The sequence below is a fragment of the Saccharibacillus sp. CPCC 101409 genome (genome assembly GCF_030518235.1).
In the GTDB taxonomy this organism is placed as follows: domain Bacteria; phylum Bacillota; class Bacilli; order Paenibacillales; family Paenibacillaceae; genus Saccharibacillus.
In genome coordinates, this window is record NZ_JAULSA010000002.1 from 680,935 (window position 1) to 695,246 (window position 14,312).

Genomic DNA, 14,312 nt, shown 5'->3' on the forward strand with positions numbered 1-14,312 from the left:
TGCCTCCGTCCGTTCGAAAGCGGATTCGGCAAAGATGCCGATTTACGGTTTTGGGATTTTTTGTTTGAATTTACGGCGTAACCCGATATACTAGAAATAAGCGAAGATTTGGCACATCCGGCAGGAAAGCTTCGAAAGGTGTCGAATTTTTAAGTATAGTGAAGATAAAAAGAAAGAACGTTTCTGTGGAATACAGAGGATTCGGCCGATCGGCCGGATAAGAAGGAGGAACAAGCTTTGCCAAACATCGAAGTTATGCTCGCGGACGACAACCGGGATTTCGTTCACATGCTCCAGGAGCACATTTCCGCTCAGGAGGGAATGACCGTAACCGGCGTCGCTTATAACGGCGAAGAAGTGCTTGGACTGCTGCAGAATGCCGAACGCGCGCCGGATATTCTGATCCTGGACATCATCATGCCGCATCTGGACGGCCTGGGCGTATTGGAGAAACTGCAGGGGCTGCAGCTCAATCCGCGTCCCAAAGTCATCATGCTGACCGCGTTCGGCCAGGAGAATATTACGCAGCGCGCGGTTGAACTGGGAGCGGCCTATTATATTCTGAAGCCGTTCGATATCGAGGTGCTGGTGAACCGGGTGCGCCAAATGCTCAATATCCCGTCTTCGCCGATTACGCCGCCGGCATCCGCCGCGCCGCCGAAGCCGAGTATCGGCTCGCTGTCCAAAGGCAAGACGCTCGACGCCAGCATCACGTCGATCATCAACGAGATCGGAATCCCCGTGCACGTGCGCGGCTACAAGTATCTGCGCGAAGCGATTACGATGGTATACCACAATATCGAGATCCTGGGCTCCATCACCAAGACGCTGTACCCGTCGATCGCCGAGAAATACGCCACGACGCCTTCTCGCGTCGAACGCGCCATCCGTCACGCGATCGAACTGGCCTGGGCCCGCGGCTCGGTGCAGAACATCAGCGATCTGTTCGGCTACACCGTGAACATCACCAAGTCCAAGCCGACCAATTCGGAGTTTATCGCGATGATCGCGGATAAACTGCGGATCGAGCATAAGGTGAGCTGAGAGCTTCGGGAAGCGATCAAGATTTAAGTCTCCTGCCAACAAAAGCCGCCGTTGATCGGGTTCTTGTACATACCCCGATCAACGGCGGTATTTTTATCGCAAATTCTCTATGTAAGTTTCGATACCCGTCACATTTACCCGTTTGTAATATACCCTACATAGGTATAGTATATACATAAGAGTAACCGCCAAGACCATACAACGGGAGGAATAACCATGCAGAAAAAAATGATGCTTCTTTTCGTCTCCGCCGCGGCTTCGCTTGCGCTGCTGGCCGGCTGCTCGTCCGGTTCGAACGAGTCGCGGCAGGCGGGAAGCGGAAGCGAGACCGGTTCCAGCCAGGGCGATATGGCCGGGATGAACCACGGTTCGTCGGGCGAGATGCCGGAAGGACTGCAAGACGCCGCAAATCCCAAATACCCGGTAGGCACCGAAGTCACGATCCGAGGCGAACATATGGAAGGCATGGACGGCGCGACAGGAACCGTAACCGGCGCTTACGATACCACGATTTATTCGCTGTCCTATACGCCGACCACCGGGGGAGATCCGGTAACGGATCATGAATGGATCATTCACGAAGAGCTGAAAAACGCCGGCAGCGAGCCGCTCAAGCCGGGCGACAAAGCGATCATCGAAGCGGATCATATGGAAGGCATGAGGGGCGCCGAAGCGACGATCGATACGGCGGAGCAGGGCGTGATCTATATGCTGGACTACACGCCGACAACCGGCGGAGAGACGGTCAAGAACCATATGTGGGTAACGGAAGACGAGCTTTCGGCGAAGTAGAAACAAGCTAAAAAACAAAGAAGTCTCGGCGCAGCATACGGGGCTTTTTTGCTTTCTGCGCTTTTTACAACGATGAGTCCCGGTATACAAGTGGCAGCCTGGTCGTTTGCGGGTAAAGATAGAAAGAGACGTTCGACTTTTTTCTCAGCGTCGGAACGCAATCGGCAGTCCCGGCAGCGGGCGTATTTTAGCGAAAGTATCGAAAGGAAGAGAACCTACTATGCGAACCATTTATATCCATATTTTATACGATAACGGCGTCGAGAGGCAGTATGTATTCGATTCGAGCGAAGAACTGACGCATGCCGAGATGGAGATTGCGGTAAAGGAATTCAAAGACGCGTATATTACGCCGGCTTTCCGCGGGGAAAAACCGACGGTCGGCGAGCATATGACGTTCGAAAGCGAAGGACGCGACATCAATGTCAATCTGAGTAAAGTGTCGGAGATCGTGTTCAGCATACGGTAGCATTCGGAGCGCTGCCCGGCTATTCCAAAGGAGGAGACGAAATTGAACGTACTGGTCATCGGAGCGAACGGACAGGTGGGAAGCCGGCTGGTCCGGCTGCTCAAGAGCGAAGGCGTGCACGAAGTCAGAGCGATGGTGCGCAAGCACGAGCAGGAAGAAGAGCTGCATCAAGCAGGCGTAGAAACGGTATTCGCCAATCTGGAAGATCGGGTGGAAACGCTGGCCGAAGCGATGAGAGGCAGCGACGCGATCGTATTTACGGCCGGTTCGGGCGGAAGCACCGGGGCGGACAAGACGCTGCTGATCGATCTCGACGGCGCGGTCAAAACGATGGAAGCGGCCTCCCTGGCCGGAATCAAGCGCTATGTGATGGTCAGCGCGATGCAGGCGCATAACCGGGAGAACTGGGCGGACGCGATCAAACCGTATTACGCGGCGAAACATTATGCGGACCGGATGCTGGAATCGACGGGGCTGGACTATACCATTCTGCGTCCGGGCGGCCTGACCAACGATCCGGGCACGGGACGGGTGGAAGCGCAGGAGAATCTGGAGCGGGGTTCGATTTCGCGCGAAGATGTGGCGGCCGCGATCTCGGCGGCGTTGGAGAACCGGATCACCTACCGCAGAGCGTACGACCTGGTTGCCGGCGATACGCCGGTAAGCGAGGTCTTCGGCGGCTGAGCGGGATCGAAACGAAAGGAGACGGTGGGAGATGGAATCCGGCTATACGCAGGCGCAAAAAGAAACGATGAAGCAGCAGATTCGCGAGGCGGCCGACCAGGCGTTCGATCAGGAGATGGCCGCGATCAACGCACAGCTGAAAGAAAAGATCCTGATCGCGCTGATCGGGGACGTCAATGCCGGCAAATCGTCGACGATCAACCGGATCGTGGGCGAAGAAGTGGCGGGCGTCGGCGCGGAACCGGGCGAGACAACGAAAATTCATCCGCACCCGTACAAAGACAAAATCTTTTTTATCGATACGCCCGGATTGAACGATGTGAACACGGAAAACTCGGCGGCGACGCTGGATTATTTTCGCAAAACGGACGTGGTCCTGTTTTTCCTGAACGCGGCCGGTACCGTATTTTCGGAAAGCGAGCAGAAATCGTTTCGTATCGTGGAAAGCGCCAACCCCAATATCCTGATCGTACTGAACAAGATCGACGCCGCGGACGAAGTGGACCGGCTGATCGCGCGCGTGCGAAAAGAAACGGGACATAAGTACGACGTGATTCCGATTTCGTCGCGCACCGGCGAGAATATCGATACGCTCAGAGACGCGATCCTGGAGATGTTAAAAAAAAAGAGCAAGGACATTTTGTTCGCCCGCACCATAAAAGAAAAATCTTCAACCGCAAATAAATGGATCATCGGGGCCGCGACGTCGGCGGGCGCAATTGGCGCCGTTCCGCTGCCAGGCGCGGATATCGTGCCGCTGACCGCGCTCCAGATCGGTCTGCTGACCCGGCTGGCGACGCTGTACGAGCGCCCGATCAGCAAAGAAGCGGCCAAAGAAATCGTCATTACCGCGATCGTCGGCAATCTGGGCAAAACGATTTTTTCGCAGATCGTCAAAATGTTTCCCGGAGCGGGGACGGTGGCGGCTGCCGGCGTAGCGGGATCGGTGACGCTGGCGCTCGGCTATTCGGTGAAATACGCGTACGAGCGCGGCATCGACGTTACGCCGGACTCCGTTGCGAATCTGTACAAGACTTTTCGCGAACGGAAAAACAAAGGCGAGAAGCTGCCCGGCGAAGAAGAGTGAGCAAGCGTTCATAAAGTCCGAAGCGGCGCAGGGGGGGATCGAACAGGCCGGAACAGGAGAAGCCTCGCGCGCCGCGGGGCTTTTTTTCGTGGCGACTCGGTAAATCGATCGGTCCGGGAGAATGTGCGGGGCAAAGAACTCCTTGTGTATAATAAAAGCAGATCCGGGGCAATTCAGACGGGCGTAACCGTTTATTTGCTTGAGACAAGTCATCAGTTTAGCGCGGGGAGGAAACGGGATGTTTACGGAAAGGCTTGAGCTTAGGCCGTTTGAGGTCGAGGATGCGGAAGAACTGCTGGAGCTCAGACTGACGAATCGAGAGTTTTTGCAGCCGCTGGAACCGCTGCGTTCGGACAGTTATTTGACGCTGCCGGGACAGCGGACGGAGATTCTGCAGGGGATACAGGGACGACAGCGCGATCAGGCTTATATTTACGCGGTGCGGCTGCAAGAGACGGGCCGGCTGCTGGGGCGGGTCGCGCTGACAGCCGTTGCGCGGGGACCGTTTCAGAACGCCAGCATGGGCTATTTTCTGGATCGGGATCATAATGGAAAAGGCTATATGACGGAAGCGGTGGCCGGCGCGCTGGAGCAGGCGTTCGTCAAGCATCGGCTGCACCGCGTGCAGGCCGGCGTGATGCCGCGCAATACGCCGTCGATGCGGGTGCTGGAGAAAGCCGGCTTTCGCCGCGAAGGATTGGCCGAGCGTTATTTGAAGATCAACGGCGCGTGGGAAGATCATGTGCTGCACGCGCTGACGGCGGAAGAATGGGAAGAACGGCGGGAACGGCGGGAACGGGAACGGCCAAAAGACCTCTTTTAAAAGCGGCCGGGCTGTCGAAAAAGCCGGTTAGGATTCCCAACGAAAAATAGCGGCACAGGTACATTTATTTGAGGCGAAACTCTTCGATTTCTTCAAATAGCGACGCAGGTGCAGCTATTCGGGAGCCAAAGGCCGAATCGAAGCGGAAAAGCTCGAAATAATTGTATGAGCGCAGCTATTTTCTCGAAAACGTAAGATTAAGCCGGAATAAGGGCCTATACGCAGCTATTTGTATTTTTCTTGCCGTTTGTTTCTCGACAATCTGACTGCTCCTAAGAACGGTCTTTCCGTCCTGTAATTCGATTTAGTGCGTATAGCTTTGATAAGTGCCTGATTCCTTTATTATCCTTCCCTACAAAATGCGAACAAGTTGAAAATAGGGGGCGGGCCCCGGTACAATTTAAAAGACAAGGCGGGAGGATGATTCAATGATCAGAACGTACAGGCCGGAAGATCTGGATCGGGTAATCGAAAGCCATGCGAAATTGTATCGGGAAGAATACGGGTACGACGATTCGTTTGCGCGCTTTGTGGAAAAAGGCGTCCGTGATTTCGGAAAACGCATGCCGGGCGAACGCGAACAGCTGCGGATCGTCGAAACGGAAAACGGACATGCGGGTTCACTCGGTTTGACCGAGGCGGATGCGGAAACAGCCCGGCCGAGCAAAGGAATGAAGACTTTGAGCAGCCGGGAAAGGAGAGGTTCATGACAAACGAACAAAACGATCTTCGTCTTAACAATAACGAACTTCCGTCCGCAGGCGAATCTTTGCCGCCCGAAGCCGGAGCGGAGACGGAACTTGAAAGCCCGGAATATACAGAGCCGCCGGAGCATGCGGGTTCGGTGCGCGAAGAAACGCTCGGGTATATGCATGAGCTGATCGAGATCCTGCGCGATTTCGCGGAGGAAGAAGAAGATTTCTATGCCAACGCGCTGCTGCAAAGAATGCGCAATTCGCTATGTGCGGCGGTGCTGCTGCGCGAAGGCGGACTGATTGTGGAAACGCCGGTGCAGGTCCGTGTCGCTTTCGAACACGCGGCGCGGCTGTTTCAATACAAAGCGGCGCCGGAAACGATCGCGACGGACGCGGCGCAGGAAGTGATGGGCAGCAATCTGGGCGTGATGAAGTATGCGTACGAGCATATTTCGTTTGAGCTGAACGATATTTACGGATTCCTGAACATCTTTACGCATCCGGACCGGGCGTCGCTGGAATGGACGATTCGCGTCAGTCTGGACACGGTCGATATCGTCGATCTGCTGGTGCTGTACGCGCTCGACGGAACATTTCTGATTCTGTCGAACGCTTACCCGAACGATTCGCGCCTCGACGACGAGCGGATGAAAAGTCAGTCCGAGCAGATCGCGTCGCGCATTCTGGCCGTGCTGGCCGAATTCGAAAGTTTGAAAAATGCGGGCGATTCGCATCGCATGCTGGAATCCTTCCTGAGCGAAAACGGTCGAATCTTCGGTAAAGACAAGTACAACGAGCATCTGAAAAGATTTATGTCGTTTGCGGCGGAGAATCCCGAAAATACGATGGAGCTGTATTTGAAGCGGGAAATGAAAAAGGAAGGAAAGCGCCGCCGAAAAGCGGCCGCGCAAAAAAGAGCGAAAAACTCGTCTCCCCATCCAAAAAAGAAATAAATGGATATTATGGAATCCGACCCTGCCGCCGATAATAGTAAAGACGGCAGCTTTCAAGTCTGCCAAACGTGCCGGATGGCCGGCGCCGAAATGATTCAATTTTCGTCCGCCGGTTAAATATACAGTAGGCTTAACCCAACAGACTGAAGCAAGGTGAGGAAAACGAACATGGAAAGCAATCAAACGGTTCCGCAGTTCTCCGATATACTGGAGGAAGTGAACTTTATCCTGTACGGCTCGAAAGCCGGCAAAGAACAGGATGAGCACGCTCCCCGTCAGGAAGAACCGCTGAAGCTCACACTGGGCTAATCGACGCAGCAGCAAATCCCACTACACCATCAACTCAGAATCGACTCCAACTTATACGAACGGGCGGTCCGGCTGTATGCCGGACCGCCTTTTTTGCGCGGCGTGCGTTTAAGAGGATGAGGACGTGAGCCGCGGGACAAGAATCAGCGTCGTCTCCGCCGCTTCGACGCCGTTGACCAGCAGCACGATGCGGTGGGGTCCGGCGTAGTGGCGGCGGGTCGTCAGGTCGGCGAACTTGTGCACGCGCTTACCGGCCGGCGCCCGCCCGTCATTCCCTATCCGGTCCGACAGCAGGAAGGTTTTACGCGAAGCGCGTCCGGACGCTTTGACAAAATCGACGGCGTATTCGATGCGGATGCGGCGCGGTTCTCCGTCTCGCAGCACAATCCGGTAAAGCAGCTCCGCCTGCCCGCCGATCGAAACGGAAGAAGGGGAAACGGTAAGCGAAGCGCTTTGCACCAGCGGCTCGTCCTGCGCGTCCGCGTGCTCCGCATAGCCGAACAGCGCCAGCACCGCCGGATCGGAGCGCCGCACCAATCCGCGGCAGCCGCGGCGCACGATCCAGTCGGTCGAAGGATTGTCGCCGTACCAGCGGCGCGCCAGTTCGGCGACGAGCGCGGGGTGGTCTTTGGAGATATCGTTCAGGTTGTTGGCGACGCTTTTGCGGACGTACAGGGACGGGTCGGCTTTGAGCAGCTCCAGAATTTCGACGACCGGGCCCGGATCGCGCTTGAACAGCGGCAAAGACTGGCCCCAGGGCAGGCGCGGGCGGCAGCCTTCGCTGGACAGCCGGCGCACATGCTCGCTGCCGCTGCGCGCCCATTCCTTTATGCGAAGCAGGGTCCGCTCGGGACTGTGCAGCAAAAAAGCGCGAATCGCAAACTCGGAGGAAGATCCGGAAGTGAAACGTTCCAGCGCGTCCAGCGACCGGTCGAAGTCCGCTTCGGTCAATCCGTGCGTTTCGACGAAATCCGGCAGGAACAAATAAGGGAATCCCATGCAGGTCGCGTCGAGCCGTTGCAGGATGCGGAGCGCTTCGCCGAAGTCGCCCGGCAGCAGAACGCCCAGCGTTTGCGAGATGCGGCGGATTCGGCCTTTGAGTTCGAGTCTGTCCCAGCCGTCGTCCATCACAAGCAGGGCGAAGCGTTCCGCGGGAAACGGCGGATGGACGGCGCGGAGTTTAGCGGCAAAGCCGGTCAGGAATGCTTCGGTATATATATTTTTGAGCGGTTCGGGCATGGAAGATCTCCTTCATATAAAATGGTTTCCACATAAGCGTTTTCGAGTATCAGCATAAACAAAGAAACCGGACAGCGGATTGTCCGGTTTCCTGCATTCGATTGGGAAAAAAGGCGTTCGGGGGGCGGGCGAAGCGTTCCATTAAAAAGAAGAATTTGGAACGGAGCAGCCGACCAGTCCCAGTACGGCCGCTACGTTCTCCTCTACCGAAGCACGCTGCGTATCCAGTGTCAGCTCGGGAACTTCCGGCGGTTCGTACACGTCCGAGATGCCGGTAAACGAATGGATCTCGCCGCGGCGGGCGAGGGCGTACAGTCCTTTGACGTCGCGCCGTTCGCATTCTTCCAGCGGACAATCGATATAAATCTCCGTAAAGCCCGGCAACATGGAACGCGCGTAATCCCGCATTTCCGCATAAGGGCTGATCAGCGACACAACCGCCGTAACGCCGTGCTTGTTCAGCAGGCCGCTGACATACACCGCGCGCCGTACGTTTTCCATCCGGTCTTCGCGGCTGAAACCGAGTCCGCCCCCGATCTGCCGGCGCAGCTCGTCGCCGTCCAGATTCTCGGCCGGTACGCCGGCCGCTTTCAGCGCTTTCACCAGCGCGATCGCCGTCGTCGTTTTGCCCGAAGACGGCAGACCGGTCAGCCAGAGCGTGCGGGCCGGAGCGGAGACGGGAATATTCCGATCAGAAAGTGTATCCGACACGTTCCATTCTCCTTTCCCGAGGGATTTGCTTGAGTTTTAGGTTGCGGCCGGCTCGAACGGCAGATCCGCTTCAAAAGCGGTCTGCGCCAGTCTGCGCCGCTCCAGCAGCCCTTTGCCGTAATACCGTTCCAATTCCAGTTCCGGCATATGGATATACCCGATATAGCAGCCGCACCGCTTCATGCCGCAGGGCCGTTCGGCGGACAGTCCTTCGATGCCGTCGCGGTACAGGTGGCCGATGACGCGGCGGTCGCTGTAGCAGCGTTTGACCCGGCCCGAGCCCTGCACGAAAAAGACGCTTTCGCCTGTCAGGCACGTACGGCCGAGGCTGTCGTAATCCGGCAGATTGAGCGCGAACAGCGGATCGATTTCCCGCAGCTGCGCGATTTCTTCGGCGCTGTAATAATCGTTTCCCCGGTCTTTGAACGCGTTGATCCAGAGATACACATCGGGCGGCAGCGAGCGGCGCAGCGAGGCAATCGCCCCGAACGCGCTGCGCACCCCGACGCTGCCCACGCTGAACGGAATGCCGCGCCGATGCAGCTCGGAGCAGCGGGCGAGGAAGCGATCTTCGGTCGTTTCGCCCGGATGGTACGTCGCCCAGAACGAGACTTTCTCCGCATTCAATCCGTCCGTCCAGTCCAGCTTTGCCGACAGATTGGTCTGGATCGCGACTTTGTGCACATGCGTCATCCGAGACAGAGCGATCATCGCTTCGCGGTACCAGCGGTGCACCAGTCCTTCGCCGTAAGGGTTAAAAAAGATCGACAGCCGGTGACCGGCCTGTTCCTGCTCCCCGGCCCACTGCACGAAGCGTTCGACTTGAAGCCGGTCTTTCTCCAGCGTCTCGGCGCTGTCGCGCGTTTTGCTGAACGGGCAGTAGGGGCAGGCGTAGTTGCACGACGACAGGCTGCCGCGAAAGTAAAGGGTGACGTTCATGGCAGCACGAACTCGCGCATCAGGCCGCGCACCGGATCGGAGATCAGCCAGTCGCCGATGGCGTCGGAATAGCCGAGTCCTTCGCGGCCCATGCGCAGCACGCCGCCGTCCGGCGCGGCGAGTCCCGATTCGGTCAGCAGATTCAGTTCCGGCAGATCGTCGAACGCGTCCGTACCGAAGCGTCCGCGGTATTCGCTCAGCGTCAGCCCTTCGCTGTGCAGGAGGCCTTTGAGCACGAAACGGCGGCGAAGCTCGTCCGCGGAGAGTTCGAAGCCGTAATCGGCACCGCCGTAATCTTCGGCGGCTACGTAATCCGCAATAATGCTTTCCGTAGCCCGTCGGCTGACGCCGTAGCGGGAGGCATAGTGCACATGCTGCGTATAGGAACGCGCGCCGCAGCCGAGACCCATCATGCCTTCTTCCTGGCAGCCGTAGTCAAGCGGACGCTTGACCGCCGCGGATTCCGGGGCGCGCCGGGCGAAGCGGCGCATCGAGAACTGCTCGTAGCCGCGGGCTTCGAGCCGCTCGCACGCGGCGAGATAGAACAACATGCGGATGTCTTCGCCCCGGCTTGCGATATCGCCGGGTTTGAGGATCGTATGCTCGCGCGTATACAGCGGGTACAGAAAGATCTCGCCCGGCTCCCAGGACAGCGCTTCGTCCAGCGAATACAGCCAGGAATCCAGCGTTTGGCCGGGCAGGCCGTAGATCAGGTCCAGATTGAGCAGCGGGAAATCGTATTCCGTCAGCAGCCCCAGAGCCCGCCGCACTTCGTCCGGCTTCTGCGGCCGGTAGATCGCGGACGCTTCGGCTTCGATAAAACTTTGAATGCCCATGCTGACCCGGTCGACGCCGCGTTCTTTGAGCACGTTCAAGCGGCCGCGGTCGATCGTTTCGGGCGAGGTCTCGACCGAGATGGACGCGAGGTCCGGGTTCAGTCCCATGATATTCTCGGCGATATCGAACAGCCGCGACAGCTGATCGGCGCGCAGCAGGGTGGGAGTGCCGCCGCCGATCGCGAAGCGGGCGAACGGCTTGACCGCGAACTTCGCCCACTGCCGCGCCTGGCGCTCCAGCGCGTCGACATAGCGTTCATGCACGTCTTCGCGCTTGTCCGGCAGCGTGAACAGATTGCAGAAGCCGCAGCGCGCGCCGCAGAACGGAATGTGCATATAGAGGAAAAACGTTTCCGCCGGTTCATTCTTCCACAGATCTTCCAGCCGTTTGGGCCGGTCGAACGTCCGGTAAGCGGTCTTGTGCGGATACGAATACAGATAAGAACGGTAAGGAGCGGCGGCCAGTTCCCGTTTCCAGGCCTGAACCCGCTCCGCGTCGTAAACGGTCGTCTCGGTCATGGCGAATCGACTCCTTTCAACGATAATGGACGATAACTTTGTCAAAGCTAAAGGTATTATAAGCTAAATTCGCGGTAAGGCACGTTCCACACGGTGTCGTGCGCCAGCCGGTGGCCTTCGTAACCGTCTTCGCCGTAAGCGGTGCCGTGATCGGAGAACGCCATGCAAAAAGCCGGGTTTCCGCGTGCGCGTACCGCTTCGAACAGCCGGCCCAGTTCGGCGTCGGCGTAGCGCAGCGCCGCCCGCTGGGTATCCACGGAATCGCGCTTGGCGCCCGGCAGGAACATATGATTCGGACCGTGGATGGCCGATACGTTGATAAACAGAAAAAAGCGCTCGTCCGGCGGAATCTCGGCCAGCAGCTTCAGCGCGCGGTCGACCTGATTCTTCGTGGACTGCGGATTCGTCACGCCGAAATTCATGCGCCAGAAGCTGCGCTGGAAGTAACCGGGCAGCACGCGGGCGAGCGGCACTTTTTTGGTGAAAAAGATGACGCCGCCGATGCAGAGCGTCCGGTAGCCTTCGGCCGCAAGCCCCGACACGATATCCGGCGTATCGAACAGCCAGGTATGCGGATGCGTCTTGAGTCCCGTTCCGCGCGAATGGAACAGTCTGACATGCGACGCTTTATCGGTATCGGCCGGCGTCGGCAGGAAGCCGCCGAAGAATGCGTGATGCGCCGCATAGGTAAAGCTGCCGGGCGTATGCCGTTTCTCCCACGGGCCGGTTCCGCACAGATTGGGGCAGCCGCCCTGCTCCTGTTCCAGCACGGCGGCGTCGTAGCGCAGAGTATCGAGCGTAATCATCAGAATATCGTGCGTGCCGACGACGGCGTTCATGTCGATCGGCGATTTTGTTTGATCGGCAGGTTGGTTCATGTGTGCAGGGTCCTCCTTGAAACGGCCGGATCGACATGCTGGACATGCTGGACATGCTCGACATGCTCGGCAGAACCGGTATTTCCGGCGTGATCGGTTTGCTTGGCTCCGGCTTCCAGCCAGCGCTTGTTCTCCCAGGCGTACGGGTCCAGGCCTTCGAACTGCGTCCGGCGCAGCAGGTCGCCGAACGGATTGACGTCGGCGACATACGCCCTGCCGCTGACGCGGTCGGTCAGCACGTCGATCCCGGCGGAAGCGGAACGCGGGAATGTCCGCATCGCGGCGAGCGCTTCGCCGCGCGCGGCTTCCAGCGTCTCTTGCGGCAGACCCGATTCGGCGGGGGACAGGCGGCGGCTGCGCAGATGCAGATTGGTAATCGGCGTCTCGCCGGCGCGGATCACCGAATGCCCGGCTGCGCCGAAAGCGACGAGCTGGCGCAGATCGAGCGCCCTGCCGTGCAGGGAAGCTTTGGGAATCCAGCGCTCGGCGTGGATGCCGTGCCCGCACAGGTAGCCGATCAGCTTCCGGATGCTCTCGGAATCGGTCAGCGTGCGCACGGACCCGGTATTGTAGAAGATTCCGGGCCGCTGGATATACGTTTCGACGGCCAGCGTCGTTGCGGCGATCTCCGCGCCGGTGCGCGGATTGACCTGATAAGCGATTACGCCGGAAGCACCCGAGCCGAACGCCAGCTTGAGAAAGACGCGGAACATGCGCCGCTTCGCCATCGCTTCGCGCACGGCTTCGTAGCCGCCGAGACTTTCCGGCTCGGCCAGCAGCGCCGGCACGCCGACGCCGGCTTCGCGCAGCCGCCGGTGCGCGGCGCGCTTGTCGAACATGACGGCGATTTCGGCCGGATCGTTCCAGAACAAGGCCTGCGGCCAGGCCGCCGCGGCTTCCGCCCGAATGCGCGCCAGCAGGCGGCAGAAGCCGCGGAACCACTGCGACGGATGCATCAGCCGCATGGGACGTTCTTCCAGCGCCAGCGAAGCGCGCAGGGAAAGCCGGTACGGATCGGGCCGCCCGCGCAGCGGCAGCAGGGAATCGCCGTCGTCGCGCTCCGGCGATCCGAGCGCAATCAGCGCGCGCTCCACCGGGAAATGCTCGCCCGGCGCGTCGAGCCGGATAAACGGGACGCTGCCCGCCGGCAGTCCGGCTTCGGCGGCCGCGTCCGGCAGCGATACGCCGGCGAGCAGCCGCTCGTAAGGAACCACGATCGGCGCTTTCAGGCCGAGCGCCCGGCGCGCCTGCTTCATTCCGTCCGTGCGTTCGCCTTCGGCGTGGGCGATCAGCAGCAGCGGGGTATGAGCCGCGTCCGGCCAGGCCGGAGAAGAAGCCGGACCCGCGCCGGCGACAGCCGGTTCCGCCTGTTCGGGATTCCTTCCGGCGGCTCCGAGGCCGGAAGGGATCGTCCGATCCGGGTTCATTCCGTCAGCATCGGGGAGCGGTATTCTTCGCCGTTGTAGACGTCCGCTTCCTGACGCTCGTCGACATTCGCGTTCGGCAGTTCCGACTGAATCCGGCGTGTCATATCCGCGGACATATAATGATAGTGCAGATCCAGGACGTTCAGCGCGCGCACTTTGGCGCTGTCGAGCAGCGCCTGCGCGCCTGCGTCGCTGAGCGTGCCTTCCGACAGGTCGAGCGTGTCCAGCCGGTCCAGAATATCCGACTCCGCGATCGCTTCCGCGATCTCGTCCTGGATCTCGCTGTCTTTGAGACCGAGATAGGTCAGATTCGGGAACAGTCCCGGCTTGGCGACGGCCAGCACGTCTTCCGTCGTGCCGTCGAATCCGTAATCTTCGATGCCTATGTACAATTCGAGCTTTTTCAGCGCCGGCAGTTTCGCTTCCGCGATCGAAGCCAGTACCCTGCTGCCGAGTCCGCCGCAGATAATCGTCAATTCTTCCAGCCGCGCATGTTCGATTTCGCCCAATTCCAGGTCGGTGCTGCCTTTAACGGTCAGCGAAGTCAGATCGGGAAAAGCCCCGAACAGCGGATTCAGGTTGGACTGCATAATCCACGATACTTCGCATTCCTCAAAGCCCATATCGCCGATAAACAAACTTTTCAGCGCGGGAAAACGGTCTTTGAGCCGTACAAGCGCTTCGACGATGAGCTCCGACGAATTCTCGTAAGCTCCGCCCCAGTCCCCGATAATCAAGTCCGTCAGCTCCGCCGCTTCCGGTCTGCCGGCCAATTCCTCCAGCGCCTCGTCCATTTTTTTGCCGTTCTCGTAATCTTCATACCCGATGCTCAGTTTGATCTCCGTCATGCCGATCCCTCCCGCAAATGGTGAATGGAAAATCTTATCCAAATGAAGCGCGCGTTCTA

16 protein-coding genes are annotated in these 14,312 nt (G+C 58.7%); 9 read left to right on the forward strand and 7 right to left on the reverse strand.

Annotated features, from left to right (window positions below; translation table 11 throughout):
• The first annotated feature begins 237 nt into the window (after nt 1-237).
• The 9 genes from spo0A (at nt 238) to QWJ34_RS07225 (ending at nt 6,856) form a co-directional block, all read left to right on the forward strand.
• The gene (spo0A, locus tag QWJ34_RS07185; protein ID WP_302726462.1) at nt 238-1,044 is read left to right on the forward strand and encodes a sporulation transcription factor Spo0A; all 807 of its coding nucleotides are present in this window, start codon (nt 238-240) and stop codon (nt 1,042-1,044) included.
• Between the two features lie 216 nt (nt 1,045-1,260).
• Entirely contained in the window at nt 1,261-1,836 is a 576-nt protein-coding gene (locus tag QWJ34_RS07190) for a YdhK family protein (RefSeq protein ID WP_302726464.1), read from the forward strand.
• 220 nt (nt 1,837-2,056) lie between these two features.
• The gene (locus QWJ34_RS07195; RefSeq protein WP_302726466.1) at nt 2,057-2,305 is read left to right on the forward strand and encodes a hypothetical protein; all 249 of its coding nucleotides are present in this window, start codon (nt 2,057-2,059) and stop codon (nt 2,303-2,305) included.
• 42 nt (nt 2,306-2,347) lie between these two features.
• Complete coding sequence (locus QWJ34_RS07200; protein WP_302726467.1) at nt 2,348-2,989, forward strand: SDR family oxidoreductase; 642 nt, start codon at nt 2,348-2,350, stop codon at nt 2,987-2,989.
• Between the two features lie 31 nt (nt 2,990-3,020).
• A complete protein-coding gene (locus tag QWJ34_RS07205) occupies nt 3,021-4,076 on the forward strand; it encodes a GTPase (RefSeq protein ID WP_302726469.1) in 1,056 nt (351 codons plus the stop codon).
• Between the two features lie 238 nt (nt 4,077-4,314).
• Nucleotides 4,315-4,899 (forward strand): GNAT family N-acetyltransferase, encoded by a 585-nt coding sequence (locus tag QWJ34_RS07210; RefSeq protein ID WP_302726471.1) that lies wholly within the window; start codon nt 4,315-4,317, stop codon nt 4,897-4,899.
• Nucleotides 4,900-5,327: 428 nt separating this feature from the next.
• Nucleotides 5,328-5,609 carry a hypothetical protein gene (locus tag QWJ34_RS07215; protein ID WP_302726473.1) on the forward strand — a complete coding sequence of 94 codons (282 nt, stop codon included), beginning with the start codon at nt 5,328-5,330 and terminating at the stop codon, nt 5,607-5,609.
• Entirely contained in the window at nt 5,606-6,547 is a 942-nt protein-coding gene (locus tag QWJ34_RS07220) for a hypothetical protein (RefSeq protein WP_302726475.1), read from the forward strand. The genes QWJ34_RS07215 and QWJ34_RS07220 overlap by 4 nt, the downstream gene beginning before the upstream one ends.
• A 168-nt stretch (nt 6,548-6,715) precedes the next feature.
• Nucleotides 6,716-6,856, forward strand: a complete 141-nt coding sequence (locus QWJ34_RS07225) for a hypothetical protein (RefSeq protein ID WP_302726477.1) — start codon at nt 6,716-6,718, stop codon at nt 6,854-6,856.
• 108 nt (nt 6,857-6,964) lie between these two features.
• On the opposite strand, the gene QWJ34_RS07230 is transcribed toward QWJ34_RS07225, so the two are convergent.
• The 7 genes from QWJ34_RS07230 to QWJ34_RS07260 form a co-directional block, all read right to left on the reverse strand.
• Nucleotides 6,965-8,095, reverse strand: a complete 1,131-nt coding sequence (locus QWJ34_RS07230) for a DNA alkylation repair protein (protein WP_302726479.1) — start codon at nt 8,093-8,095, stop codon at nt 6,965-6,967.
• 141 nt (nt 8,096-8,236) lie between these two features.
• On the reverse strand, nt 8,237-8,806 hold the full coding sequence (cysC, locus tag QWJ34_RS07235; RefSeq protein ID WP_302726481.1) for an adenylyl-sulfate kinase: 570 nt from the start codon (nt 8,804-8,806) through the stop codon (nt 8,237-8,239).
• A gap of 36 nt (nt 8,807-8,842) precedes the next feature.
• On the reverse strand, nt 8,843-9,745 hold the full coding sequence (locus QWJ34_RS07240; protein WP_302726483.1) for an STM4011 family radical SAM protein: 903 nt from the start codon (nt 9,743-9,745) through the stop codon (nt 8,843-8,845).
• Nucleotides 9,742-11,100, reverse strand: coding sequence for an STM4012 family radical SAM protein (locus QWJ34_RS07245; RefSeq protein WP_302726485.1), 1,359 nt, complete (start codon nt 11,098-11,100; stop codon nt 9,742-9,744). Before QWJ34_RS07245 ends, QWJ34_RS07240 begins: the two co-directional genes overlap by 4 nt.
• A 56-nt stretch (nt 11,101-11,156) precedes the next feature.
• Nucleotides 11,157-11,978, reverse strand: a complete 822-nt coding sequence (locus tag QWJ34_RS07250; protein WP_302726487.1) for an STM4013/SEN3800 family hydrolase — start codon at nt 11,976-11,978, stop codon at nt 11,157-11,159.
• Nucleotides 11,975-13,405 carry an STM4014 family protein gene (locus QWJ34_RS07255; RefSeq protein ID WP_302726488.1) on the reverse strand — a complete coding sequence of 477 codons (1,431 nt, stop codon included), beginning with the start codon at nt 13,403-13,405 and terminating at the stop codon, nt 11,975-11,977. The genes QWJ34_RS07250 and QWJ34_RS07255 overlap by 4 nt, the downstream gene beginning before the upstream one ends.
• Nucleotides 13,402-14,253 (reverse strand): STM4015 family protein, encoded by an 852-nt coding sequence (locus QWJ34_RS07260; protein ID WP_302726489.1) that lies wholly within the window; start codon nt 14,251-14,253, stop codon nt 13,402-13,404. The genes QWJ34_RS07255 and QWJ34_RS07260 overlap by 4 nt, the downstream gene beginning before the upstream one ends.
• Between the last annotated feature and the right edge of the window lie 59 nt (nt 14,254-14,312).

Excerpts from the sequence above, each read along its gene's own strand:
- QWJ34_RS07190 (WP_302726464.1), top strand. The coding sequence starts at position 1,261 with ATGCAGAAAAAAATGATGCTTCTTTTCGTCTCCGCCGCGGCTTCGCTT.
- QWJ34_RS07195 (WP_302726466.1), top strand. The coding sequence starts at position 2,057 with ATGCGAACCATTTATATCCATATTTTATACGATAACGGCGTCGAGAGG.
- QWJ34_RS07205 (WP_302726469.1), top strand. The coding sequence starts at position 3,021 with ATGGAATCCGGCTATACGCAGGCGCAAAAAGAAACGATGAAGCAGCAG.
- QWJ34_RS07210 (WP_302726471.1), top strand. The coding sequence starts at position 4,315 with ATGTTTACGGAAAGGCTTGAGCTTAGGCCGTTTGAGGTCGAGGATGCG.
- QWJ34_RS07215 (WP_302726473.1), top strand. The coding sequence starts at position 5,328 with ATGATCAGAACGTACAGGCCGGAAGATCTGGATCGGGTAATCGAAAGC.
- QWJ34_RS07220 (WP_302726475.1), top strand. The coding sequence starts at position 5,606 with ATGACAAACGAACAAAACGATCTTCGTCTTAACAATAACGAACTTCCG.
- QWJ34_RS07225 (WP_302726477.1), top strand. The coding sequence starts at position 6,716 with ATGGAAAGCAATCAAACGGTTCCGCAGTTCTCCGATATACTGGAGGAA.
- QWJ34_RS07230 (WP_302726479.1), bottom strand. The coding sequence starts at position 8,095 with ATGCCCGAACCGCTCAAAAATATATATACCGAAGCATTCCTGACCGGC.
- QWJ34_RS07240 (WP_302726483.1), bottom strand. The coding sequence starts at position 9,745 with ATGAACGTCACCCTTTACTTTCGCGGCAGCCTGTCGTCGTGCAACTAC.
- QWJ34_RS07245 (WP_302726485.1), bottom strand. The coding sequence starts at position 11,100 with ATGACCGAGACGACCGTTTACGACGCGGAGCGGGTTCAGGCCTGGAAA.
- QWJ34_RS07250 (WP_302726487.1), bottom strand. The coding sequence starts at position 11,978 with ATGAACCAACCTGCCGATCAAACAAAATCGCCGATCGACATGAACGCC.
- QWJ34_RS07255 (WP_302726488.1), bottom strand. The coding sequence starts at position 13,405 with ATGAACCCGGATCGGACGATCCCTTCCGGCCTCGGAGCCGCCGGAAGG.
- QWJ34_RS07260 (WP_302726489.1), bottom strand. The coding sequence starts at position 14,253 with ATGACGGAGATCAAACTGAGCATCGGGTATGAAGATTACGAGAACGGC.